Below are 21465 nucleotides of genomic sequence, written 5' to 3' on the forward strand. Positions count from 1 at the left end.
AATGCCACAGTTATTCATGTCAGTCCCCTTCTGGTTTAAGGCGCTTAGCGACCTTGTGTTTCAAAACTCAACCAGTTTAGGGGACTGACCTCCTACTGAGCTAGATCTTGGCTCGCCGCTTTATTACATCTCCTACAGACAAGCGAACAGCGCCGATCTAGCCGTTATTCCTCCACCACACCCGAAACAAGTTGTGCTTCACGTTCATCGCGCGGGTAACCCCATGTTATCGCTGAACCCCTGCAGCCCATCCCCGGCATTGCCATCGAGCGCAACGGCGGCGAGGGACAGTTCGTCACCGTGCGCAGTTTCGGCCCCAGCTTCAACACCGTGCTGGTCAACGGCCGCCGAATCGTCTCCGAGACCGGCGGCCGCGAATTCAGTTTCGACCTCTACCCCGCCGAACTGATCTCCGGTGCCCAGATCTACAAGAGCGGCGCGGCCAATATCGAAGACGTGGCGAACGGCAGTCTGCTCGCGGAAGGTGAAGCCGACACGCTGGTGGATGCGGAGGCCGGCATGGTAGATGTCAACGTGCAGCGCCCGCTCAACGCGGAAACCGCGGAAGTGGAAGATTGGGAAATTGTCAGCCAGTACGTATTCGATTTCGGCCTCGGCTTCAGCGCCAATGCCACCTTTATGGACTCCAACGTCGGGGTTTCCCCCGACTAGAGTTTGTCGATCTGTTTCCCGATCTTATCGAGGATACTCCCAAAGTCCGGTTGCCCGCTGAAATAGAGGGGCGCAGTAGCCTGGTAGGCAAGGACGTACTGCTCCCGAGTCGCCGGGTCTGCCAATAGAAATGCCTCGTTTTCGGTGATGATCAGCTTGTCACCTTTCCTGAATCGCTGCTCTTTCCGAGTGTGGTATTCCGGGGTGCCGATGAACGCTGTTACGTCCGGATGGTCCAGGAGTTGGCTGATGTCGTAATAGTGGCGCAGGAAGTTTGGCGACAATTCGCCGGTGCTCTGCTGCTGGCGGAATTTGGTGGAGATAGCTTGGAGTTTTTCGACAAAGGTGTAGCCGGGGTGGTAGCAGGATACTTCGATGGCGCGATTGTCACTAACAGCGACGCCTGCCTCGGAGGCGCGATCGAAGGCCCAGGATGAAATGGTCCGCGACATGTTCGGCGTGGTGTCATCGAAGCCGATCTCCAACAAGATGCCTTCCTTGAGACCGACCGGGAGGCCAAAGGGACTCTCGTAATGAAGACGAATTCCGCCACTCCGGTATTTCTCGTCATCGAATGCGTGATCGCGGGTGACGCCAACGATCCCATTGATGTGAATGTTCTCCGCGAGCCAGTCATAGAACTCCCGCCGTGATTCTATGTGCCGCGCCTTCTTGCTCTGATTCGGCGCGGTGAAGACCTCAAAAGGGGCACCGGCGGGGTCGATACGAATGTCGATGTCCTCGGAGAAGCGCTGGATGATGCCGAAACCCTTCGACAGCGAGGTGCCGCCCTTGAGCTCGAAGCCGAAACCCTGGGCACCCAGGCCATAAAGGCAGTGCATGATGTAGTAGTCCTTCTCGACGAGCCCCGGCAGCAAACCACGCTCGTCGGCGACGATTCGGATCAGGTCGACAAAATCGCCACGCTCGTGGAGGAAGGGTTCAGGCGCCATGTGATAACGCCTGCTCGAAGAACTTGCGCGTAGCGACCTTGCCGTAGTCCCGGGCGGCACGCCGGAGCTTGCCAGCGTTCAGTTCCTTCGCTTTGGCCCATGCCCGTTCGCGGACCACAGCCGGATCCTCCGCTAGCTTGGACAGGTTGTTCAGCAGCTCCACGAGCAGGAACTCTTCCGTCAATTGCCTGGGGAAACGGGGCTTCCTGCGGAACTCGAAGGACTTGCCACCCAAGGTGAAGCGACCATGGCGCTTGTGGTTGTAGACCAGGCGGGAGTTGTAGAGCTGCGTAGTACCCACGCCCAAGGCGTTGTAGGCATTGGGGGAGGTAAGCAGGAAGTCATCTTCCTTCAGGAAAGTGCGGACGAGCTCCGTCTCATCGGGCGGAACCCGGCCGAAAGCCGAGACCTTGGGATAGTAGTACAAGCCGTTGCGGAGCTTTTGCAGCACTCCCTGGTCGACCAATTCCCGCGCATGCCGGTCAACACTCTTCGACCACAGCGCAAGGTCCGCACGCCGGTACACGCGGTCGGGACGCAGGTGCCTTTTCAATTGTTCCAAACGATTCATAGCTGTTGCCTCTGTGGGGAAATATAGCCCCGGGAAGTATATCTGGCAATAATTTTAGTAAAAATTCATGCATCCTGAGCGTCTTTCGGTAGCGTAAAACATAGGCAATACAATGACTTAGCAGGCGTATTGGTGCTGGATTGCTCGGCTATGTGCGGGGGCGCCCCAACCGCCGCGGAGCATGTGTTTGGCCAACACGCTGTTCCTGTTCAAGCTCGACCGCCGCCTGCGCGCGGCAGGTTCCCCAGTAACGGCTGTCGGCTGTCATCCCGGTTTCGCCATAACCGACCTTGTCCGTCACATGAGTCACATGCCAGCATCCCGATAGGTCGCAGTTGAGAGATCTTAAACTCCCGGCAGAATTTTTATTTCACCGCGCAATCGTATATTTTAGGCGGTCGCCAATTCACGAGTTGCTCTATGACTACCGAACAAGAATCCCCGGACACGGAAGGCGTCAAGTGGCTGGAACTGCAGGAGCGGATCAAATCCAGCTATCCCTCCATGAGCCGGCGCCTGCAGGAAGTGGCGGCCTATATTCTCGAAAACCCCAAGATGGTGGCCTTCGAGACCATTGCGGTACTCGCTGAACAGATGCGGGTTCCTCCCTCCACTCTGATCCGTTTTGCTTCGGCGCTGGGCTTCTCCGGCTTTAACGAACTGAAGAATATCGTCAAGGAAGACCTGCTGGACCACACCGCCGACTACAGCAACCGCATCCAGCTGATGCGGGACCAGCACAGCTGGCACAGCGACGAACTGCTGCCCCGCTTCGCCAAGGCCAACCGGGATTCCCTGCGCCAGCTGGAGGAAACGGTACAGGAGGAGGATATCCGCCAGGCAGTGGAAATGATGAATCGCGCCAGGCACATATTCCTACTGGGCAACGGCCGCGCCCACACGGTGACCACCTACCTCAATTACGCCCTCAACCATATTCATAAAAAGGTGTTTATGATCGATGGTGCGGGGGGGATGTTCCGCGAGCAGATGTCCAATGTGGAGCGGGGAGACCTGCTGCTGGCGGTCAGTTACAGTCCCTATTCCTCGAATACCTGCGAACTGGCCGCGGAGGCGGCCAATCGCGGGGTCTCGGTGCTATCGATCACCGACAGCCCGGTCTCGCCCCTGGCCAATACCAGTCAGCTGTCCTTCGTGGTACACGAGGCCAGAGTGGATGCCTTCCGCTCGCTGTCAGCCTCCCTGCTGCTGGCCCAGGTTCTGGCGATCGCCCTGGCCGACGCGAGCTGAATGCGGAATGCGGAATGCGGAATGCGGAATGCGGAATGCGGAATGCGGAATGCGGAATGCGGAATGCGGAACAGCATCTAGGGCTCGGGCCTGACCGTCAAACCACCCGTTACGGAGGCTTAGGCGCGGACCGCGCTCCGGCGGAATACACGATGTTCAATCGCGTATTCATGAAGCGCATCCCTGTGCTTCACCCCTTCGGGGCGGCCTTCGGCCGTGTAAATCTGCTCCCGACAGATTTGTCCGCATTCATCATTCCGCATTCATCATTCCGCATTCACCATTCCGCATTCCGCATTCCGCATTCCGCATTCCGCATTCCGCATTCCGCATTTAATCAACCCCGTTCGATAGCCACCGCCGTGGCCTCGCCGCCGCCGATGCACAGGCTGGCAACGCCTTTTTTCAGGTCGCGCTTTTCCATCGCCGCCAACAGGGTGACGATGATCCGCGCACCGCTGGCGCCCAGCGGGTGGCCCAGGGCGCAGGCACCGCCGTTGACGTTGACCTTTTCGTGGGGCAGGTTCAGTTCGCGCATGGCGGACAGGGTGACCACCGCGAAGGCCTCGTTGATCTCGAACAGGTCCACCTCACCCGGAGACCAGCCGGTGTTGCCCAGCAGTCTCTGCATCGCCGCCACCGGCGCGGTGGTGAACCACTCCGGCTGCTGCGCGTGCTGGGCCTGACCGCGCAGTACCGCGAGCACTTTCAGGCCGCGGGCCCCGGCCTCGCTCTCGCGCATCAGCACCAGCGCCGCGGCGCCGTCGGAGATGGAGCTGGAATTGGCGGCGGTGACGGTGCCGTCCTTGCGGAACGCGGGCTTCAGCTGCGGGATCTTGTCCGGGCGGGCGCTGCCGGGGCCCTCGTCCACCTTCACTTCCACGTCGCCGCGGCGGGAGTGCACAGTGACCGGGGCGATTTCCCGCTCGAAGGCGCCGCTCTCGATGGCCGCCTGGGCGCGGGCCAGGGACTCCAGGGCAAAGTTGTCCTGCTCCTCGCGGGTAAAGCCGTACTTGTCCGCGGTGGCCTCGGCGAAACTGCCCATCAGCTTGCCGTCGTAGGCGTTTTCCAGGCCGTCGAGAAACATGTGATCCAGCACCTCGCCGTGCCCCAGGCGCATGCCGCCGCGGGCCTTGGGCAGCAGGTAGGGGGCGTTGCTCATGCTCTCCATGCCGCCGGCCACGATCACCCTGCCCTCGCCCAGCAGCAGCGCGTCCCGGGCCATCATCACGGTTTTCATGCCCGAGCCGCACACCTTGTTCACGGTGCTGCAGGGAACCCCTTCCGGGATGCCCGCACCCAGCGCCGCCTGGCGCGCCGGCGCCTGCCCCAGGCCCGCGGGCAGCACGCAGCCCATCATTATCTCGTCCACGTCCGCGGGCGCCACGCCCGCGTCTTCCAGAGCCCCGCGAATGGCCGCGGCGCCCAGTTCCGGCGCGCTGGCTCCCGCCAGGGCGCCCTGCATGGCGCCCATGGGCGTGCGCGCCATTCCGACTATCACTACGGGATCTGAAGTTACATCGCTCATACCGGCCTCTCCAAAAATCTGTTGGCGGCACAGCCGCCTGTTGTTATTTGCGGTCAGCATTATAACCGAAGGAGGCTTCTCCCCCGATATCCGCTTTGGCAGTAGGGATGGCCCAAGTTTCTCCGTCCTGATGTGACACAGAGCCACATCTCCCAGTTTCCCGCTGAACCCAAAACTTGAGTTAATATCGGCAGCGGACACACAATCATTTCGGGAAGCACTATGGAAATCTCCACCATTGTCTGGCTGGTGGCCATCGCCGCGCTGATGTTCTACGTGGTGGGCATCTACAACAAACTGGTTTCGCTGAAAAACCGCTATAAGAACGCTTTTGCGCAGATAGAAGTGCAATTGAAGCGCCGCTACGACCTGATTCCCAATCTGGTGGAAACCGCCAGGGGTTATCTGAAGCACGAGCGCGAAACCCTGGAGGCGGTCACCAGTGCGCGCAACACCGCGCTCGCCGGCCTCAAGACCGCCGCCGCCCATCCCGACAGCCCCGGGGCCATCACCGAGCTGGGCCACGCCGAGGGCGCACTGGCTGGCGCCCTGGGTCGCCTGAACGTGGTGATGGAGGCCTACCCGGACCTGAAGGCCGACCAGAACATGATGCAGCTCAACGAAGAGCTGACCAGCACGGAAAACAAAGTGGCCTTTGCCCGCCAGGCGTTCAACGATGCGGTGATGTCCTACAACATCTACAAGCAGAGCTTCCCGCCGGTATTTTTCGCCGGCTTCTTCGGCCACCGGGAGGACGCCAGGCTGCTGGAATTCGCCGATTCCGAAAGCTTCCAGACCGCGCCGAAAGTGGAGTTTTGAATCCCCTTGGCCCGCAACCAACAAACCTGATCGGTTCAGCCTGAATGAATTTTTTCGAATACCAGGACCGCGCGCGGCGCAACAGCGCCCTGCTTGTCGCGCTTTTCTCCCTGGCGGTGGTGTCGCTGATTGCCATCACCACTCTGCTGGCGGCGGCGCTGGTGGCCTGGTCCCGCGGCCAGACCTTCTCCCCGGTAGACGGCCAGTTGCTGGGCTGGGATACGGTCGCCGCCATCGCCCTGACAATCGCCGCGGTGATTGCCCTGGGCAGCCTCTACAAGCTGCGCCAACTGGCCGCAGGCGGACGGGCGGTGGCCGAGTCCCTCGGTGGGCGCAAGATCAATATCGCCCCGCACGGTGCGGCGGAGAAGCGCGCGCTCAATGTGGTGGAGGAGATGGCCATCGCCTCGGGTACTCCAGTGCCGGATGTCTATATTCTCGATGACGACGCCATCAATGCCTTTGCCGCCGGCTACAAGCCCGCGGATGCGGTGATCGGCCTGACCCGCGGATGTATCGAAAAACTCAGCCGCGACGAACTGCAGGGCGTGGTGGCGCACGAGTTCAGCCATATTTTCAACGGCGACATGCGCTTGAATATCCGCATCGTCGGTCTGCTCAACGGCATACTGATTATCGGCCTGCTGGGCTACTGGCTGTTGCGCGGCAGCTACTTCGGCTCGGGCCGCAGCCGCAGTCGCGCCGCATTGCTGGGGCTCGGTGCCGGGCTGGCGGTGATCGGCTATACGGGAACTTTTTTCGGCAACTTGATCAAGTCGGCGGTGAGCCGACAGCGGGAGTTTCTCGCCGACGCCTCGGCAGTGCAGTTTACCCGGGACAACAGCGGCATCGCCAGTGCGTTGAAAAAGATCGGCGGTTACAGCGGCGGCTCGCAACTCTCCGCGAACAACGCCGCCGAATTCAGCCATATGTATTTTGCCAGCGGATTGAAACGATCCTTCGCCAATCTGTTTGCCACCCACCCGCCACTGGATGAGCGCATCGCCCGGCTGGACCCACAGTGGAACGGGCGTTTTCCCCGGGTGGAAGAGGCGGCCGCTGGGCCCGCCGTGTCCGCGGAGCGGGATGCCCAGGCAATGGGCATCACCGCGGCCGCGCCTTTCGGTACAGTTGCCGATGCGGTGGACAACAGTATCGGCAACCCCGACGAGCGGCAGATGCAATACGGCCGGCAACTGTTGCAATCGGTGCCCGGGGCGCTGCAGCAGGCCGCCCGCGATCCCTTCGCGGCCCGCGCACTGGTCTACCACCTGTTGCTACACAGGGACGAGGCACAGCGGCAGGCGCAACAGCAACTGCTGCAAGAAATTGCCCACCCTGCGGTGGTGCGGGAAATGCACAAACTGCAACCGCAACTCCAATCGCTGCCCGCCACCGCGCGCCTGCCGCTGCTGGATCTCTGCGTGCCGGCGCTCAAGGCGCTGGCGCCGCAGCAGTACCAGGTGTTCAAGCGCAACCTGATCAAGCTGCTGCGCAGCGACAACCGGGTGGAATTGTGGGAGTGGTCCCTCTACCGGGTACTGATGCATGCGCTCGAAGGCGCGCCGGACCGCCACAGGCACTCGACGAAGTCCGCCGCCACCGGCGACGCCATGCGCTTTATCCTCGCCGCCGTGGCCCACGCCGGAAACCATGCCTACCTGCCGGCCAAACGCGCCTACGAGGCCGGGCTCAGGGCGTTGCAACTGGACATTACACCGCTGCCCGCCGCGGGCGACATCACCCTGCCGCGGCTGGACAAGGCCATCGCCATCGCCGCCTCTATCAAACCACTGCAAAAACCCGCGCTGCTGAAGGCCATGGCTGCAACCATGACCCACGACGGTATGATAGCGGCGGAGGAAATCGAATTGCTGCGCGCGGTGGCGGACAGCCTGGACTGCCCTATGCCACCAGTGATCGGGGACAACCGCCAGTGATCGACGGCCAAAGGAGCCGGCCAAAGGAGCGACTTGCTGCTTATTGACCGTTGATCAACTCTGATAAACCGGCCCCATGCCCAGGCTCCACAGAATCGCTGCCCCGACGCGCACTATTATCAACAGCACCAGACCCACGGTGATTACTGAGTAGGCATACAAAAAAGCCCGCTCCCTGCTCATGTTCATCAGGATCGGGATGCCTTCGAAGATCAGGTAGATGGAGTAGACTCCGGCCAGGCCGGTGACTGCGGCATTCAGCCACAGGTGCGGGTAGAGACCGACAATACCGGAGAGAAAGATCGGTGTGGTCACGAACACCGCCAGTGCGGTGCCCTCGTAGTGGCGCGTGGGTTCGTCGCCCTTAACGCCGTAGGATCTGGACATCCAGTTGATAAATTCACCGAACAGATAGACCCCGATCAGCAGCGAGAAATAAGTCACTATCGCCAGGGCTGCGGCACTGCCGGGAGTCAGCTTTGCCACGTGGCCGCCCACCCGGAAACCCACCAGGGTCACACCGAAATAACCGGCGACGCAGGGAATCAGTGCCAGTATCGGCACATGACTGAAGAATACCTGGGCAAAGGAGTAGCGTTCGTTGCGAATGGCCTCCCACTCTTTGCCGGGATGGATAAAGATGCCGAGGGTGTGGCTGAGGAATCGCACGCTCTGTCTCCCTTCGCTGCCCTGCCTTGCAGTATGGTGGGCGGCGGCGGATTAACCAATAACGAGCGGGAATAGGGCGCCAGTTTGTTGCGGTCCATCCCCTCTCTCCCCGGCGACGTTTGCCCCCCTGCTCTTCTGTAGGGGAGCCCATGGTCGCTGATTGGCCTGCGCTACGAAGCGAGTTCGATCGCGGCCATGGGCGGATGGCCGCCCCGCCGCTCCTACAGGGAAGGGGGACCGTCCCGAATCCCGAATCCCGGGTCCCGGGTCCCGAAATCACTTGTGCACACAGACCTTATTGCGCCCGCCGCGCTTGGCTCGGTACAGGGCTCGATCTGCGGCGCCGAGGACGTCCTCGGGGGATCTCATCTCCCGGCTGCTGCTGGCCAGCCCCACGCTGACCGTGGTCTTGATCACCTTACCGCCGCCCTGCCCGCGCTTTCGAATCGCACGACTGTCGCCCTTGCCGGAGCGGGGGGCACCGCGCAGGCGCAGGGGATAACCGGCGATTTTCTCCCGCATGCGCTCCAGGGAGCGGCTGGCGCGCTCGCTATCTCCTCCCCGCAGAACCACCACAAACTCCTCACCGCCGTAGCGAAAGGCGCGGCCGCCGCCGTAGCGGGCGATCTGACCGGCCACCATGCGCAGCGCCTGGTCCCCCACTTGGTGGCCATAGCGATCGTTGAGCTTCTTGAAGTGATCGATATCCACCACCGCGATGCTGTAGCGCCGTCCCAGCGTAAGCAGGTAGCGGCTGTAGGCGCGGCGCGAGGGAATGCCGGTAAGTTCATCGCGAAAAGCCAGTTCGTAGGCCGAGCGCAGTGCCAGCAGCGTCAGCAGCAGACCGGAGGAGGCCATCAGCAGCACCAGGGTGCCCTCCCCCGCGCCGGCGTAATAGGCCCCAAGCAGCAAGAGCACGCAGGCGAACAGGCCGACCCCGATATGCTCCGGTCGCCAGAAGGCTCTCAGACCGGCGAACGCGGCCGCCGACATCAACAGCAGGTCCTCCGATTGCACCCCCCTCAGGATATCCGGCAGCCAGGGGGGCAGCATCGATCCCACGGGGAAATGCAGCCAGCCGGCCAGTTGTGCGGAGCAGCATCGCTGCAGCTCGGCCAGCGCCGCCCCCTGGGCCGCTATAGCTGCCAGCAGCAGAACACCGAAGCCATTTAGCGGGCTGCGGTCTTCGCTGATGGAAACCAGGGAAATATTGACCGCCGCCAATGCCAGGGCGAGCCCCACAACCGCCTCACTGGCGGGAACCACCTGAAAGAAATCCACCGCCGTGTAACCGGCGAGCAGCAGTGCCGCGACAAAAGCCACCCGGCTCAATTTGAAGAAAATCCCCAGGGACAGGGCAATTCCCAACAGCAGATAGGGCAGCTTTGGCAGCAGCAGTCCGCGGAAACTGAGCAGATTGAAATATTGCGCGGCAACCGCGGCCAACAACAGGCCAGGCAGCCAGCAGTAGCGAAGCCGGTGCAGGAGTAAAGGCATGGCAAGCGAAAAATGTGAAATTTGCCGGCCATTATACCGGGTTGAAAGGCGTGCCTGTGGGAATAGGTCTCAGGCCTTTGAAGTGGCGAGCGATGAGCGAATCTTTCATCCGCTCACCACCGGCTACTACTTGACCACCCGCAACGAGGGCTTTTTCGCGGACTTGCGCCCGAGGCTGGTGGGCGGGGTGGGCTCGGGCGGCTCCGGAGTCTCCTCCGCCTCGAACACCATACCCTGGCCGTTCTCGCGCGCGTAGATACCCACTACGGCACCCACCGGCACCTGGATATCCGTGGGCACACCGCCGAAGCGGGCGTTGAAGCGGATGGCGTAGTTGTCCATGGCCAGGCCGGCCACCGCGCTCTCGGAAATATTGAGCACTATCTGGCCGTCTTCGTTGACGTGCTGCTGGGGTACCAGTACGCCGGGCAGATGAGTGTCCACCAGGATGTAGGGAGTGCACCGGTTGTCGGTTATCCACTCGTAGAATGCCCGCAGGATGTACGGGCGGTTGGACGTCATATCCGGCTTACTCAAGTCGCTCTCCGCTAATATTGCCAACGAGGGGTCAGTGCTTGCCATCCGTGGCGCGAGTTCATGGAGTTCGATCCACCCCCTGCCCCGCCATCCTGGCGGGGCGCCAATCCGCGCACAAAGCGGTGCTTTGTCTACGCGCGGCTTGGTCCCTCAGCGCATTTCCCGTTCGAACTCGGTCAGGCTCTGCTGGAAGGCCTCACGGGAGAACAGGCGATCCATATAGTCCAGTAGTGGTTTCGCCTGTTTGGTTTTCGGCAGGCTGACCTCGAACTGCTCCAAACGCCACAGCAATGGTGCCATACAACAATCCACCAGGGAGAATTCCTCGTTAAAGAAATAAGGCAGATCGGTGAATAGTGGCGCTATACCCGCGAAGCTGTCGCGCAGGTCTTTGCGGGCGGCGGCGACGTCTTTGCCACCGGCGAGAATCTTCTCCACCAGCGGGCACCAGTCGCGCTCGATGCGGTACATGATCTGGCGACTCTGCGCACGGGCCACCGGATAGACCGGCAGCAGCGGCGGGTGCGGGAAACGCTCATCCAGGTACTCCATCATCACCTTGGTCTCGAACAGCACCAGGTCGCGATCCACCAGGGTGGGCAGGGAGTTGTAGGGGTTGAGGTCAGCCAGTTCCGCAGGTTTGTCGTCGGGGTCCACATCTATAATATCGACGGATACTCCCTTTTCCGCGAGCACAATGCGCACGCGATGGCTGTAGTGGCTGCGACCATCGGAAAAGAAGGTCATGGAGGAGCGCTTGTTGGTCGGCACACCCATGTTCTAACTACCTCAAATTGATTGGCGGGCACGGCGGCCGGCCTTCTGTCAAAAAGCAAACAAGGGCGGCAGGCAGGCCCACCACCCTGTGAAAATATAAAGTCTACAGCTGCCTCAGTGGTCAACGTCCTTCCAGTACTCGCGGTTCAGCAGCCAGGCGAAGACAAAGAATACCAGGATAAATGCCAGCACGAAGAAGCCGGTGCGCTTGCGCTCCCCCGCCATCGGCTCGGCGACATACGCCATGAAATTAACCAGGTCATAGACCGCCTGGTCGAACTGAGCCTGGTCCATGGAGCCCTTGACGTCCTTCACCTGAAGGCTGCCGCACTCGGCGTCCATAATCGGGTTGCCCAACTCATCGCGCACCACATGGCCGTGCTCGCGCTTGGGTCCGGGGGCGCACTCCGGCAGACCCTGCAACTCCATCAGCACATGGGGCATGCCCACATTGGGGAACACCTTGTTATTCACCCCGACGGGGCGGCTGTCATCCCTGTAGAAACTGCGCAGGTAAGTGTAGAGCCATTCCGGTGAGCGGGCGCGGGCCACCAGGGTGAGATCCGGCGGCGCGGCGCCAAACCACACCTTGGAGTCCTCCGGGCGCATGGAAATCTGCATCAGGCCGCCGATCTTGTCGTCGCCCAGCACCAGGTTCTGCATCATCAGCTCTTTGGGTATCCCCAGGTCCGTGGACACTCTCTCCCAGCGGGAGAAGTTGGCGCTGTGGCAGCCCATGCAGTAGTTGACGAAATACTTGGCGCCCCTCTGCAGCGAGGGTTTGTTCTGCGGGTCGATATGGATGTAGTCCAGTTCGACCTCGCTCTCGGCGCCCACCGCCTTGATGGGCAGGAAGGCCAGCAGCGCCACCACGATCAGGCCACCGAACAACACACCGAAGGTCTTACCGCCGGAGGGACTGGTGACCCGTTCGGGCTCCGGATGCACCGCGTCGCGGCCGGTGAGCCAGGGCAGCGTCACAAAGAGCGCGGCAAGCAGCAGACTGGCAACACCCACAAAGAGACTGGCTTTCCAGTTGCTGACCGCCATCCACAGGAAGAATACGCCGAAGACACCGCTCACTACCCAGGACGGGATGCCCTTGCGCTCCACCGGGTTGCTCCAGATGGGCATGGTGACGAAATAGGCGAAGTAAAACAGAGTCGCCACCTGCGCCAGGAAATTGCGTCCCGGAGTCGGGGACTGGACACCCAGGTAGCCGAGTACGATAAACACCGCCGCGAACACCAGCAGCAGCGCCTTGGGCAGCGCGCCCTTGTAGCGGATCGAACGCACGGGGCTCTTGTCCAGCCACGGCAGCACGAACAGGATCGCGATGGCCGCACCCATGGCCACCAGGCCGAGGAACTTGGCGGTCAGCGGGCCGATATCGATGGTCACCGCACGCAGGATGGCGTAGAAAGGCGTGAAGTACCAGACCGGCGCGATATGCTCCGGTGTCTTCAGCGGGTTGGCCTCCTCAAAGTTGGCGTGCTCAAGGAAGAAGCCGCCCATCTCCGGGAAGAAGAACACCACCACGCAGAAGATGAACAGGAACACCGCCACACCCACCAGGTCGTGCACCGAGTAGTAGGGATGGAAGGGCACACCGTCTCTGGGTACGCCGTTCTCGTCCTTGTTCTTCTTGATCTCCACGCCGTCCGGGTTGTTGGAGCCCACTTCGTGCAATGCCAGGATATGCAGCACCACCAGCAGCACCAGTACCAGCGGCAGCGCGATCACGTGCAGGGAGAAAAAGCGTGTGAGGGTGATACCGGAGATCAGGTAGTCGCCGCGGATCCACTGCACCAGGTCCTCGCCGATGCCGGGGATGGCACCGAACAAAGACACGATCACCTGCGCGCCCCAGTAGGACATCTGCCCCCAGGGCAGCACGTAGCCCATAAAGGCCTCGGCCATCAGCACCAGGTAGATGCACATACCGAATATCCACACCAGCTCCCGCGGCGGCTTGTAGGAGCCGTACATCAGGCCGCGGAACATATGCAGGTAGACCACCACGAAGAAGGCGGAGGCGCCGGTGGAATGCATGTAGCGGATCAGCCAGCCCCACTCCACGTCGCGCATGATGTACTCAACCGAGGCAAAGGCGCCCTCGGCGGTGGGGTTGTAGCTCATCACCAGCCAGATGCCGGTGATCAGTTGGTTGACCAGCACTAACAGCGAAAATACGCCGAAGAAGTACCAGAGGTTGAAATTCTTGGGCGCGTAGTACTTGCCCATATGCCTGTCCCAGGCTTGGTAGATCGGCAGCCGCTGATCGACCCAATCCCCCAGTGCGCTTAGCCAGTTCATGCGCTGCCCTCCTCATCCACGCCAATCACAATTACGTCGTCGCTCTCATAGGAATAAGGCGGCACGTCCAGGTTGGTGGGCGCGGGCACACCCTTGTACACGCGGCCGGCCAGGTCGTACTTGGAGCCGTGACAGGGGCAGAAGAAGCCGCCCATCCATTCGTCGCCGCCCAGGTCCGCAGCGCCCACTTCCGGGCGATACATGGGGGCGCAGCCCAGATGAGTGCAGAGGCCCACCAATACCAGCAAGTGCGGCTTGATGGAGCGGTTTTCCGGATCCACATAGGGGGGCTGGATGGACTCCTCGGAATCCGGGTCCCGCAGCATGGGCTCCACCTTGACCAGGTTCTCCAGTACCTGTTCGGTGCGGCGTACCACATAGACAGGCTTGCCGCGCCACTCCACAGTGACCATCTGGCCCGGCTCCAGCTTGCTGACGTTGTATTTGACCGGCGCGCCGGCGGCCTTGGCCTTGGCGCTCGGATTCCAGGACTTCACAAAAGGCACAGCGATACCGACTGCTCCGGCACCACCGACTACCGACGTGGCGGCGGTCAGAAAACGACGCCGCCCCGCGTTTACACCGTCATCACTCATGACGTATTTCTCCCATCACAGCGCCCCTTACTTCTGATGAAGAGGTCTGACCCAAACCCAAAAACCTTCCGCACCGCTTTTTCGCGCGAACTTCCGCACCGCTTTTTCGCGCGAATAAACCCCATAAATCAAGCGGATACAAATCCGCGCAATGTTAAAGAAAATGCCAAACTGATACAAGGCAAGCCAGCGGGAACGTCGGGAAACCCGCAGCGAACTGGCGAGAAAATAAGCAAAAATGACAAGAAGTGCTCAGCACCGGAAAACTCTCCCGGCACTGGCCCGAAACAAAAAAACCCGGCTGCAGCCGGGTTTTCCGTAGGAGAAGCTTAACGCTTGGAGAACTGCGGTCTCTTGCGCGCCTTGCGCAGGCCCACTTTCTTCCGCTCCACAGCGCGGGCGTCGCGGGTTACATAGCCCGCGGCGCGCAGCGGCTGGCGCAGTGCTTCGTCATACTGCATCAGGGCGCGGGTCAGGCCGTGGCGGATAGCGCCCGCCTGACCGAAGGAGCCACCGCCCTTCACAGTGACGTTGATGTCGAACTTTTCAGTCATTTCGACCATCTCCAGCGGCTGCCGCACGATCATGCGCGCCACTTCGCGGCCGAAGTATTCGTCCAGGGCGCGACCGTTCACGGTGATCTTGCCCTCGCCCTGCTCGATGAAAACACGGGCGGTGGAGGTCTTGCGGCGGCCGGTACCGTAATATTGAGTAGTTGCCATAAAAGTATTTCCGTTTAGATCGCCAGTTCAATCGGCTGTTGCGCCGCGTGAGGATGTTCGCTGCCTTTGTACACCTTCAGTTTCTTGAACATGGCGCGACCCAACGGACCTTTCGGCAGCATACCTTTTACGGCGCTTTGAATGGTGCGCTCGGGCGCTTTCTCAACCAGCTTTTCAAAGCTGATGGACTTGAGACCACCGGGGTAGCCGGAGTGGCTGTGGTAGATCTTGTCCTTGGCTTTGTTGCCGGTTACACGCACTTTTTCCGCGTTGATCACAACGATGTAGTCACCAGTGTCAACGTGGGGCGTGTACTCAGGCTTGTGCTTGCCGCGCAGACGGGTGGCGATCTCGGCGGAAATACGGCCGAGAGTCTTGTCCGCAGCGTCAACAATATACCAGTCGCGTGTTACCGCTTCCGGCTTGGCACTGTATGTCTTCATGTTATAAAACCTGCAATATGGCCCGAAACGAAAGGGCCGTCCCACAAAAGAGCGCGGATAGTACACAAGAGGTGTATGGTTTTCAAGCGGTTTGGGGGACTCGGGACTCCCCCTGTGCATCCATAACCAAAGCAGCGGATGCGCTTGATGCTTATCCGCCCGACAAGCTTTTCTGAGAGCCTGTTTGAATTCTCCGGAATTCCAGGCCGCAGTGCGAGTCCGGATGGGGTGCCTCTTTCCGGGACACGCTGTGAATACATCCCTGTACGCTCTCCACGGCCATCCATGGCCATGAAAGGTCCCGGAAAGAGGCGCCCCATCCGGCCCGGAGAGTTTTGTGCAAGATTCCAAACAGGCTCTGAGAGCCAGTCGAGACTCCAAGGTCCAATGCGGCGAAGCCCCGGCAGCAGGGCCGCCCGGAAGCCAGCTTACTGGCACCCGGCCCACCCAAACGTCATTCAGGCCGATGCGGCCGCGCCAGGTACTCGTGGGATTGCATCTCCAGCAACCGGCTGACCGTCCGCTCGAACTCAAATTTCAGGTGGCGCCCCCCGTACAGCTGCTCCGCCGGCACCTCCGCGGAGATCACCAGCTTGACGCAGCGGTCGTAGAACTCGTCCACCAGATTGATAAAGCGCCGCGCCTGAGCCTCCATACGCTCGTTGAAGCGCGGCACCTTGGCCAGCAGCACGGTGTGATACTCCCGGGCCAGTTCGATATAGTCATTCTGGGAGCGCGGCCCGTCACACAGGTCACTGAAGTCGAACCAGGCCACGTCATCCGCCACTTTCAGCGCGCGGACGTGCCGGCCCTCAATATCCAGGTTCACCTGCCCCCGCACCTCGCAGCCCTCCACCATCAGCCCGGCGAAACTCCGGGCCAGGCTGACGTCCGCCGAATCGTCCAGCGGCCAGTGATAGAGCTCGGCCATCTCCAGGGCGCGCAGGCGGTAGTCTGTACCGCCATCCACGTTGACCACCTTGGTATGACGCTCCAGCAAAGCGATGGCGGGAAGGAAGCGGGCCCGCTGCAAACCGTCCCGGTACAGCCCCGCCGGCTCGATATTGGAGGTGGCCACCAGAGTGACGCCGCGGCGGAACAGCGCGTCGAGCAGGTTGGCGAGAATCATCGCATCGGTGATATCGGAGACGAAGAATTCGTCGAAGCAGAGCACCCGGGCCCGCCCGGCAATTCGCTCCGCCACCTTCTCCAGGGGATTCCTCTCCCCCGTCAGGGCCTTGAGCTCCCGATGCACCTCGCGCATAAAGCGGTGGAAGTGGGTGCGCTGCTTCTGCTCAAACGGCAGCGACTCGTAGAAGGCGTCCATCAGGTAGGTCTTGCCGCGACCCACGCCGCCCCAAAGATAGAGCCCCCGCTCCGGCTCCCCCCGCCCCCGCCACATAGCCCGCAGGCGCTCCCGCAAGCCGCCCGTCTCTCCCTGCGTCAGCAGGCGCTGGTACAAATCCTGCAGTTCCTCGACCGCAGCTTCCTGGGCCGGATCGGCAATGAAATCCGGGCGCTGCAAGTCGCGCCGATAACGCGCCAGGGGCGAAGGCAACGGGTTATTGGATGGGGACATCTGCGGATATAACCGACTGGCTGGTTGCGAAGGGCGCCACTCTACCAAATTCCCCCAGGCACTCAAAACCGACGCCGGGCTCTGAATTGCGTATAATGACGGCACCGTCACGGATTGTCGGTATCATTGTCAAAGTTGAGGAGAAAGTTTTCGTGCACTCTACATCGGTATTGATTCTGGTCGCTGTTCTCGGCCTGGCGCTGGGCGCGCTGCTGGCCTTTCTCGCCGTCCGTAGCCGCAATGGCGTTGATCGAACCCAGGAACTGGAGCTCCGCCTGCGCGAAGCCAACAGCAAACTGGAGGACTTCCAGTTGCAGGTCAACGAACATTTTGACCAGACTGCCCAGCTGGTCCACAACCTGACCGAGAGCTATCGGGAGGTGCACGAATACCTGGCCAACAGCGCGGTGCGCCTGTCCAGCCAGGATATCGGCCGGCAGATGCTGGAGGCCGGCAGCGGCAAGCTGAGTGACAATGACGAGAGCCAGGCGGTAGCTCCACCGCGGGACTGGGCGCCCAAGGAGCCGGGTGCCAAAGGCACTCTGGCGGAGGATTTCGGCCTGGAAAAAGACCGGACGGAAGAAGAAGCCGAGGGCACCGCGAGCCGCTGATGCCACATCACAATGACCAGTGCCCCCCATAGGCGCCACTGGTCATTGTTCACCCATCACTGCTTCTGGTAGTAATTCATCAGAATCTGAGCCACCTCCGGACGGGAGAACTCCGGGGGCGGCGCAATACCGTCACCCAGCATTTCACGCACTTTGGTGCCGGACAGCAGGATAAAGTCCTCCTTGGTGTGATCCGGCACATCACGCATCATCACCACCTTATTCAACTTTTTTGAGTAGGCCGTGTGGTCGGCGCGGAAGATCTCGATTTCCAGCGCCCCCTCCGGGACCTTCTCGTCGAAGATGGTCTGCGCATCGAAGGCACCGTAGTAATCTCCTACGCCCGCGTGGTCGCGGCCGACGATCAGGTGGCTGCAGCCGCAGTTCTGGCGGAACACCGCGTGCAGCACCGCTTCCCTCGGGCCCGCGTAGAGCATGTCGAAACCGTAGCCGGTCACCATCGCCGTGTTGGCCGGGAAATACAGCTCAACCATCTTGCGAATCGAGGCATCGCGCACCGGCGCGGGAATATCCCCCGGCTTCAGTTTGCCCAGCAGCATATGGATCAGCACGCCGTCGGCATCCACCGCTTCCAGGGCCATTTTGCACAGTTCCTCGTGGGCGCGGTGCATGGGGTTGCGGGTCTGGAAGGCCACCACCCGGCTCCAGCCGTGCTCGGTGAATTCGTTGCGGATCTCCACTGCGGTGCGGAAGGTATCCGGGAAATCGCTCTGGAAATAGCTGAAGTTCAGCACCTCGATGGGGCCGGAAATCAGCTGGCGGCCAGCGGATTTGAAAGTGTTCACGCCGGGGTGCCTGTCGTCCAGGGTGCCGAAAACATGCTCCGCTATGGTGTCCACCTGCTCCTCGGATACCGTCTCGATGGCCTGTACGTCCATAATCGCCAGCACCGGGTTGCCCTCCACATTGGGGTCGCGCAGTGCGATGCGGGAGCAGCCTTCGATCGCGCTGGTATCCTCCACCATGTTCACCACCGGCACGGGCCAGAACAGCCCGTCGACAGTGCGCAGGGACTCCGCCACACTCAGGACATCGGCCAGGTTCATGTAGCCGTGCAGAGGGTTGAAGTAACCCGCCCCCAGCATCACCGCATTGGCCGCCGCCGCGGAGCTGACCACAATCGACGGCAGTGACTCCGCCTCGTGCATCAGTTGATGATGCCTTTCACTGTCGTACACAAACCGAGGCTGCAGCTCGACGCTGCCGTGGGGACGAACCAGGGACATAGAGTTCTCCGAGAATTGATTCAGGGCGTGTTGGAATTTCGAGGCGCCCATTATACGGATCGGGCGCGAATGACCAATGGCCGGTGGCCCGCTCCCTCTCCCCCACCCCTCTCCCGCAAGCGGGAGAGGGGAGCGCCCAGCATGTATAATGGCGTCAAATCGAGGAGTCGAGAGTGTCCCTACAACGTTTTCTGCAAGACTGGATCGCGCCCGTCGGTATTGGCCTGGCAATCGCCGCGGCGCTGTTGCTGCTGTTCCCGCAGTTTCGCGGCGCGCCGGAGGGCCCCACCGGTAGCGCGGCCGAAGGACCGGTGTCCTACGCCGACGCGGTCAACCGCGCCGGCCCGGCAGTGGTCAACATCTACACCCGCAAGGCGGTGCCCCAGCGGCGCCACCCGCTGTTTGACGACCCCCTGTTCCGGCGACTGTTCAACAGCATGAACCTGCCCCAGCAGGAGCGCATGCAGTCCAACCTGGGCTCCGGGGTCATCGTCAGCGACGACGGCTATATCCTCACCAATCACCACGTGGTCGACGGCGCCGATGCTATCGTGGTTCTGCTGGCGGACGGCCGCGAGGCCCAGGCCCAGGTGGTGGGCAGCGACTCGAATTTCGACCTGGCAGTGCTGAAGATTACCCTGTCCAGCCTCACCGTCATCGAGGTGGGCGAGCCGGAGAAAGCCCAGGTGGGCGACGTGGTGCTGGCCATCGGCAATCCCTTCGGTGTGGGCCAGACGGTAACCCAGGGCATCATCAGTGCCACCGGCCGCTACCTGGAAAACAGCGGCACCGGCAGCTACCTGCAGAATTTCCTGCAGACCGACGCCGCGGTCAACCCGGGTAACTCCGGTGGCGCGCTGGTGGACGCCCACGGCCGCCTGCTGGGTATCAACACTTCCATCCTCAACCAGTCCGGCTACTCCGGTGGCATCAGTTTCGCGATACCGTCCAACATCGCCCTCAAGGTCATGCAGGACATTATCGAGTTCGGCCACGTGGTTCCCGGCTGGCTGGGTATCGAGGCCCAGGCCATGAATCCTCAACTGGCGCGCTCCTTCGGCCTCAGTTCCAGCAACGGCGTAATCGTCACCGCCATCTATAACCAAGGGCCGGCGCACAAAGCGGGGCTCAAGCCGGGCGACGTGATCACCCATATCGACGGCATCCCCATCAACGACGGCAGACGCGCAGTGGCCCCCATGGCCGCCATGGCCACCCTGCGCCCCGGCGATACCGTGTCGATCACTTTTATCCGCAACGGCAAGGAAAACACCGTGAACGCCACGGTGTCGGAAAAACCCAAGGCCCAACGGCGCAGCTGAGCAAAACAACACCGGCACCTTTGTGAAACGCAACGGCGAATGGCGGGTCCTGGCCTGGCAGGCGACCAAAATCCCCGATAGTGAATAACTCCGCAGCCGGCTTTTATTCCTTGACCCGGTATTCCGCCGAGCGCGCGTGCGCCTCCAGCCCCTCGCCCCGGGCGAGAGTGGCGGCCACGCGGCCGAGATGGTCGGCTCCCTGTGGCGAACAGTAGATCACCGAGCTGCGTTTCTGGAAATCGTACACCCCCAGTGGCGAGGAGAAACGGGCGGTGCCACTGGTGGGCAGCACGTGGTTGGGGCCGGCACAGTAGTCACCCAGGGCCTCGGCGGTGTGACGCCCCAGGAAGATGGCGCCGGCGTGGCGGATCTGCGGCAGGTAGCGCTCGGGGTTTTCCACCGAGACCTCCAGGTGCTCCGGCGCTATGCGGTTGGCCAGGGCGATCGCCTCATCGATGTTCTCCACCGCGATCAGTGCGCCGCGCCCGGCCAGGGACTCCGCGGCGATATCCCGGCGCGGCAGTTCCGCCAATTGTCTCTGCAACGAATCCGCCACCGCCTTCAGGAAATCCTTGTCCGGGCTGACCAGGATCGACTGGGCCTGCTGGTCGTGCTCCGCCTGGGACAGCAGATCCATGGCGACCCAGTCCGGATCGGTTTTGCCGTCGCAAATCACCAGAATTTCCGAGGGGCCGGCAATCATATCGATTGCCACCTGGCCGAACACCGCGCGCTTGGCGGCGGCGACAAAGATGTTGCCGGGGCCGACGATTTTATCCACCCGCGCAATGGACTCGGTGCCATAGGCGAGCGCCGCCACCGCCTGGGCACCGCCGATGGTGTAGAGCCGGTCCACTCCGGCGATGGCGGCGGCGGCCAGTACCAGGTCGTTCAACTGGTTGTCCGGCGCCGGCACCACCATGGTCACACAGTCGACGCCCGCAACCACGGCGGGAATCGCGTTCATCAAAACAGACGAGGGGTAACTGGCCTTTCCGCCGGGCACATAGATGCCCACCCGCTCCATGGGGGTAATCTGCTGGCCGAGCACAGTGCCGTCGGCCTCGGTGTACTGCCAGGACTGCTGCAACTGGCGCTGGTGGTATTCGCGCACCCGCACGGCGGCCGCTTCCAGGGCCTCACGCTCCGTGGAGGAAATTCGCTCCAATGCGTCAGTCAGCGCTTCCGGCGGCAGGCAAAAATCCTGCGCGCCTTGCAATTCGCGACGGTCGAAACGGTTGGTGTATTCGATCACCGCGGCGTCGCCGCGCTCGCGCACCTGCTGCAGGATTTCCGCAACGGTCGCCTCTACTCCGGGGTCGGCGACGGACTCCCAGGCCAGCAGCTGCTCCAGCTGCGCGCCGAAGTCTTTATCCCGGCTGTGTAACTGGCGAATATTGATCATCGATTACTGG

20 protein-coding genes are annotated in these 21465 nt (G+C 61.7%); 6 read left to right on the top strand and 14 right to left on the bottom strand.

From position 1 onward, the window contains the following. The first annotated feature begins 240 nt into the window (after nt 1–240). Nucleotides 241–672 (top strand): TonB-dependent receptor plug domain-containing protein, encoded by a 432-nt coding sequence (locus ACRC0P_RS11380; protein ID WP_438631029.1) that lies wholly within the window; start codon nt 241–243, stop codon nt 670–672. Here ACRC0P_RS11380 and ACRC0P_RS11385 read toward each other — a convergent pair. Then, nucleotides 669–1625: a nucleotidyl transferase AbiEii/AbiGii toxin family protein gene (locus ACRC0P_RS11385; RefSeq protein WP_438630950.1), complete on the bottom strand. Its 957-nt coding sequence runs from the start codon at nt 1623–1625 to the stop codon at nt 669–671. The two genes, ACRC0P_RS11380 and ACRC0P_RS11385, sit on opposite strands and share 4 nt — an antisense overlap. Beyond that, the gene (locus ACRC0P_RS11390; RefSeq protein ID WP_438630952.1) at nt 1615–2196 is read right to left on the bottom strand and encodes a hypothetical protein; all 582 of its coding nucleotides are present in this window, start codon (nt 2194–2196) and stop codon (nt 1615–1617) included. Before ACRC0P_RS11390 ends, ACRC0P_RS11385 begins: the two co-directional genes overlap by 11 nt. A 420-nt stretch (nt 2197–2616) precedes the next feature. Here ACRC0P_RS11390 and ACRC0P_RS11395 point away from each other — a divergent pair, with 420 nt between their 5' ends. Then, nucleotides 2617–3447 (top strand): MurR/RpiR family transcriptional regulator, encoded by an 831-nt coding sequence (locus ACRC0P_RS11395; protein ID WP_438630954.1) that lies wholly within the window; start codon nt 2617–2619, stop codon nt 3445–3447. A 337-nt stretch (nt 3448–3784) separates the two neighbouring features. Here the strand turns inward: ACRC0P_RS11395 and ACRC0P_RS11400 are convergent, their stop codons facing one another. Next, on the bottom strand, nt 3785–4975 hold the full coding sequence (locus tag ACRC0P_RS11400) for an acetyl-CoA C-acyltransferase (protein WP_438630956.1): 1191 nt from the start codon (nt 4973–4975) through the stop codon (nt 3785–3787). Nucleotides 4976–5197: 222 nt separating this feature from the next. Between ACRC0P_RS11400 and ACRC0P_RS11405 the strand changes: the two genes are divergently transcribed. Next, nucleotides 5198–5794 carry a LemA family protein gene (locus tag ACRC0P_RS11405; RefSeq protein WP_438630960.1) on the top strand — a complete coding sequence of 199 codons (597 nt, stop codon included), beginning with the start codon at nt 5198–5200 and terminating at the stop codon, nt 5792–5794. A 44-nt stretch (nt 5795–5838) separates the two neighbouring features. Then, nucleotides 5839–7734 (top strand): M48 family metallopeptidase, encoded by a 1896-nt coding sequence (locus tag ACRC0P_RS11410; RefSeq protein ID WP_438630962.1) that lies wholly within the window; start codon nt 5839–5841, stop codon nt 7732–7734. A gap of 54 nt (nt 7735–7788) precedes the next feature. On the opposite strand, the gene ACRC0P_RS11415 is transcribed toward ACRC0P_RS11410, so the two are convergent. The 9 genes from ACRC0P_RS11415 to zapE all read right to left on the bottom strand — a co-directional run bounded on the left by ACRC0P_RS11415 (nt 7789) and on the right by zapE (nt 16870). Next, entirely contained in the window at nt 7789–8403 is a 615-nt protein-coding gene (locus ACRC0P_RS11415) for a Yip1 family protein (protein ID WP_438630964.1), read from the bottom strand. A 276-nt stretch (nt 8404–8679) separates the two neighbouring features. After that, nucleotides 8680–9900, bottom strand: a complete 1221-nt coding sequence (locus ACRC0P_RS11420) for a GGDEF domain-containing protein (RefSeq protein WP_438630966.1) — start codon at nt 9898–9900, stop codon at nt 8680–8682. Between the two features lie 126 nt (nt 9901–10026). Beyond that, the gene (locus ACRC0P_RS11425; RefSeq protein WP_183456101.1) at nt 10027–10422 is read right to left on the bottom strand and encodes a ClpXP protease specificity-enhancing factor; all 396 of its coding nucleotides are present in this window, start codon (nt 10420–10422) and stop codon (nt 10027–10029) included. 165 nt (nt 10423–10587) lie between these two features. Beyond that, nucleotides 10588–11214 (bottom strand): glutathione S-transferase N-terminal domain-containing protein, encoded by a 627-nt coding sequence (locus tag ACRC0P_RS11430; RefSeq protein ID WP_438630968.1) that lies wholly within the window; start codon nt 11212–11214, stop codon nt 10588–10590. A 114-nt stretch (nt 11215–11328) separates the two neighbouring features. Continuing rightward, nucleotides 11329–13530 carry a cytochrome b N-terminal domain-containing protein gene (locus ACRC0P_RS11435; RefSeq protein WP_438630970.1) on the bottom strand — a complete coding sequence of 734 codons (2202 nt, stop codon included), beginning with the start codon at nt 13528–13530 and terminating at the stop codon, nt 11329–11331. After that, nucleotides 13527–14126 carry a ubiquinol-cytochrome c reductase iron-sulfur subunit gene (gene petA / locus ACRC0P_RS11440; RefSeq protein WP_438630972.1) on the bottom strand — a complete coding sequence of 200 codons (600 nt, stop codon included), beginning with the start codon at nt 14124–14126 and terminating at the stop codon, nt 13527–13529. Before petA ends, ACRC0P_RS11435 begins: the two co-directional genes overlap by 4 nt. A 329-nt stretch (nt 14127–14455) precedes the next feature. Next, on the bottom strand, nt 14456–14848 hold the full coding sequence (gene rpsI, locus ACRC0P_RS11445) for a 30S ribosomal protein S9 (RefSeq protein ID WP_183455724.1): 393 nt from the start codon (nt 14846–14848) through the stop codon (nt 14456–14458). Nucleotides 14849–14862: 14 nt separating this feature from the next. Next, nucleotides 14863–15291, bottom strand: coding sequence for a 50S ribosomal protein L13 (gene rplM / locus ACRC0P_RS11450; protein WP_183455722.1), 429 nt, complete (start codon nt 15289–15291; stop codon nt 14863–14865). 454 nt (nt 15292–15745) lie between these two features. Beyond that, nucleotides 15746–16870 carry a cell division protein ZapE gene (zapE, locus tag ACRC0P_RS11455; protein ID WP_438630975.1) on the bottom strand — a complete coding sequence of 375 codons (1125 nt, stop codon included), beginning with the start codon at nt 16868–16870 and terminating at the stop codon, nt 15746–15748. 152 nt (nt 16871–17022) lie between these two features. Between zapE and ACRC0P_RS11460 the strand changes: the two genes are divergently transcribed. Continuing rightward, nucleotides 17023–17481, top strand: a complete 459-nt coding sequence (locus ACRC0P_RS11460) for a YhcB family protein (RefSeq protein ID WP_438630977.1) — start codon at nt 17023–17025, stop codon at nt 17479–17481. 56 nt (nt 17482–17537) lie between these two features. Here ACRC0P_RS11460 and sat read toward each other — a convergent pair whose 3' ends face one another. Further along, nucleotides 17538–18728, bottom strand: coding sequence for a sulfate adenylyltransferase (gene sat / locus ACRC0P_RS11465; RefSeq protein WP_438630979.1), 1191 nt, complete (start codon nt 18726–18728; stop codon nt 17538–17540). A gap of 173 nt (nt 18729–18901) precedes the next feature. Between sat and ACRC0P_RS11470 the strand changes: the two genes are divergently transcribed. Then, on the top strand, nt 18902–20050 hold the full coding sequence (locus tag ACRC0P_RS11470) for a S1C family serine protease (protein ID WP_438630981.1): 1149 nt from the start codon (nt 18902–18904) through the stop codon (nt 20048–20050). A 103-nt stretch (nt 20051–20153) separates the two neighbouring features. Here the strand turns inward: ACRC0P_RS11470 and hisD are convergent, their stop codons facing one another. Continuing rightward, the gene (gene hisD, locus ACRC0P_RS11475; protein ID WP_438630983.1) at nt 20154–21455 is read right to left on the bottom strand and encodes a histidinol dehydrogenase; all 1302 of its coding nucleotides are present in this window, start codon (nt 21453–21455) and stop codon (nt 20154–20156) included. Nucleotides 21456–21465 lie beyond the last annotated feature (10 nt).

Source organism: Microbulbifer sp., from assembly GCF_051659245.1.
Taxonomy (GTDB): domain Bacteria; phylum Pseudomonadota; class Gammaproteobacteria; order Pseudomonadales; family Cellvibrionaceae; genus Microbulbifer.

Coding starts and splice junctions, on each gene's coding strand:
- ACRC0P_RS11385 (WP_438630950.1), bottom strand. CDS start 1,625: ATGGCGCCTGAACCCTTCCTCCACGAGCGTGGCGATTTTGTCGACCTG.
- ACRC0P_RS11390 (WP_438630952.1), bottom strand. CDS start 2,196: ATGAATCGTTTGGAACAATTGAAAAGGCACCTGCGTCCCGACCGCGTG.
- ACRC0P_RS11395 (WP_438630954.1), top strand. CDS start 2,617: ATGACTACCGAACAAGAATCCCCGGACACGGAAGGCGTCAAGTGGCTG.
- ACRC0P_RS11400 (WP_438630956.1), bottom strand. CDS start 4,975: ATGAGCGATGTAACTTCAGATCCCGTAGTGATAGTCGGAATGGCGCGC.
- ACRC0P_RS11405 (WP_438630960.1), top strand. CDS start 5,198: ATGGAAATCTCCACCATTGTCTGGCTGGTGGCCATCGCCGCGCTGATG.
- ACRC0P_RS11410 (WP_438630962.1), top strand. CDS start 5,839: ATGAATTTTTTCGAATACCAGGACCGCGCGCGGCGCAACAGCGCCCTG.
- ACRC0P_RS11420 (WP_438630966.1), bottom strand. CDS start 9,900: ATGCCTTTACTCCTGCACCGGCTTCGCTACTGCTGGCTGCCTGGCCTG.
- ACRC0P_RS11425 (WP_183456101.1), bottom strand. CDS start 10,422: ATGACGTCCAACCGCCCGTACATCCTGCGGGCATTCTACGAGTGGATA.
- ACRC0P_RS11430 (WP_438630968.1), bottom strand. CDS start 11,214: ATGGGTGTGCCGACCAACAAGCGCTCCTCCATGACCTTCTTTTCCGAT.
- ACRC0P_RS11435 (WP_438630970.1), bottom strand. CDS start 13,530: ATGAACTGGCTAAGCGCACTGGGGGATTGGGTCGATCAGCGGCTGCCG.
- petA (WP_438630972.1), bottom strand. CDS start 14,126: ATGAGTGATGACGGTGTAAACGCGGGGCGGCGTCGTTTTCTGACCGCC.
- rpsI (WP_183455724.1), bottom strand. CDS start 14,848: ATGGCAACTACTCAATATTACGGTACCGGCCGCCGCAAGACCTCCACC.
- rplM (WP_183455722.1), bottom strand. CDS start 15,291: ATGAAGACATACAGTGCCAAGCCGGAAGCGGTAACACGCGACTGGTAT.
- zapE (WP_438630975.1), bottom strand. CDS start 16,870: ATGTCCCCATCCAATAACCCGTTGCCTTCGCCCCTGGCGCGTTATCGG.
- sat (WP_438630979.1), bottom strand. CDS start 18,728: ATGTCCCTGGTTCGTCCCCACGGCAGCGTCGAGCTGCAGCCTCGGTTT.
- hisD (WP_438630983.1), bottom strand. CDS start 21,455: ATGATCAATATTCGCCAGTTACACAGCCGGGATAAAGACTTCGGCGCG.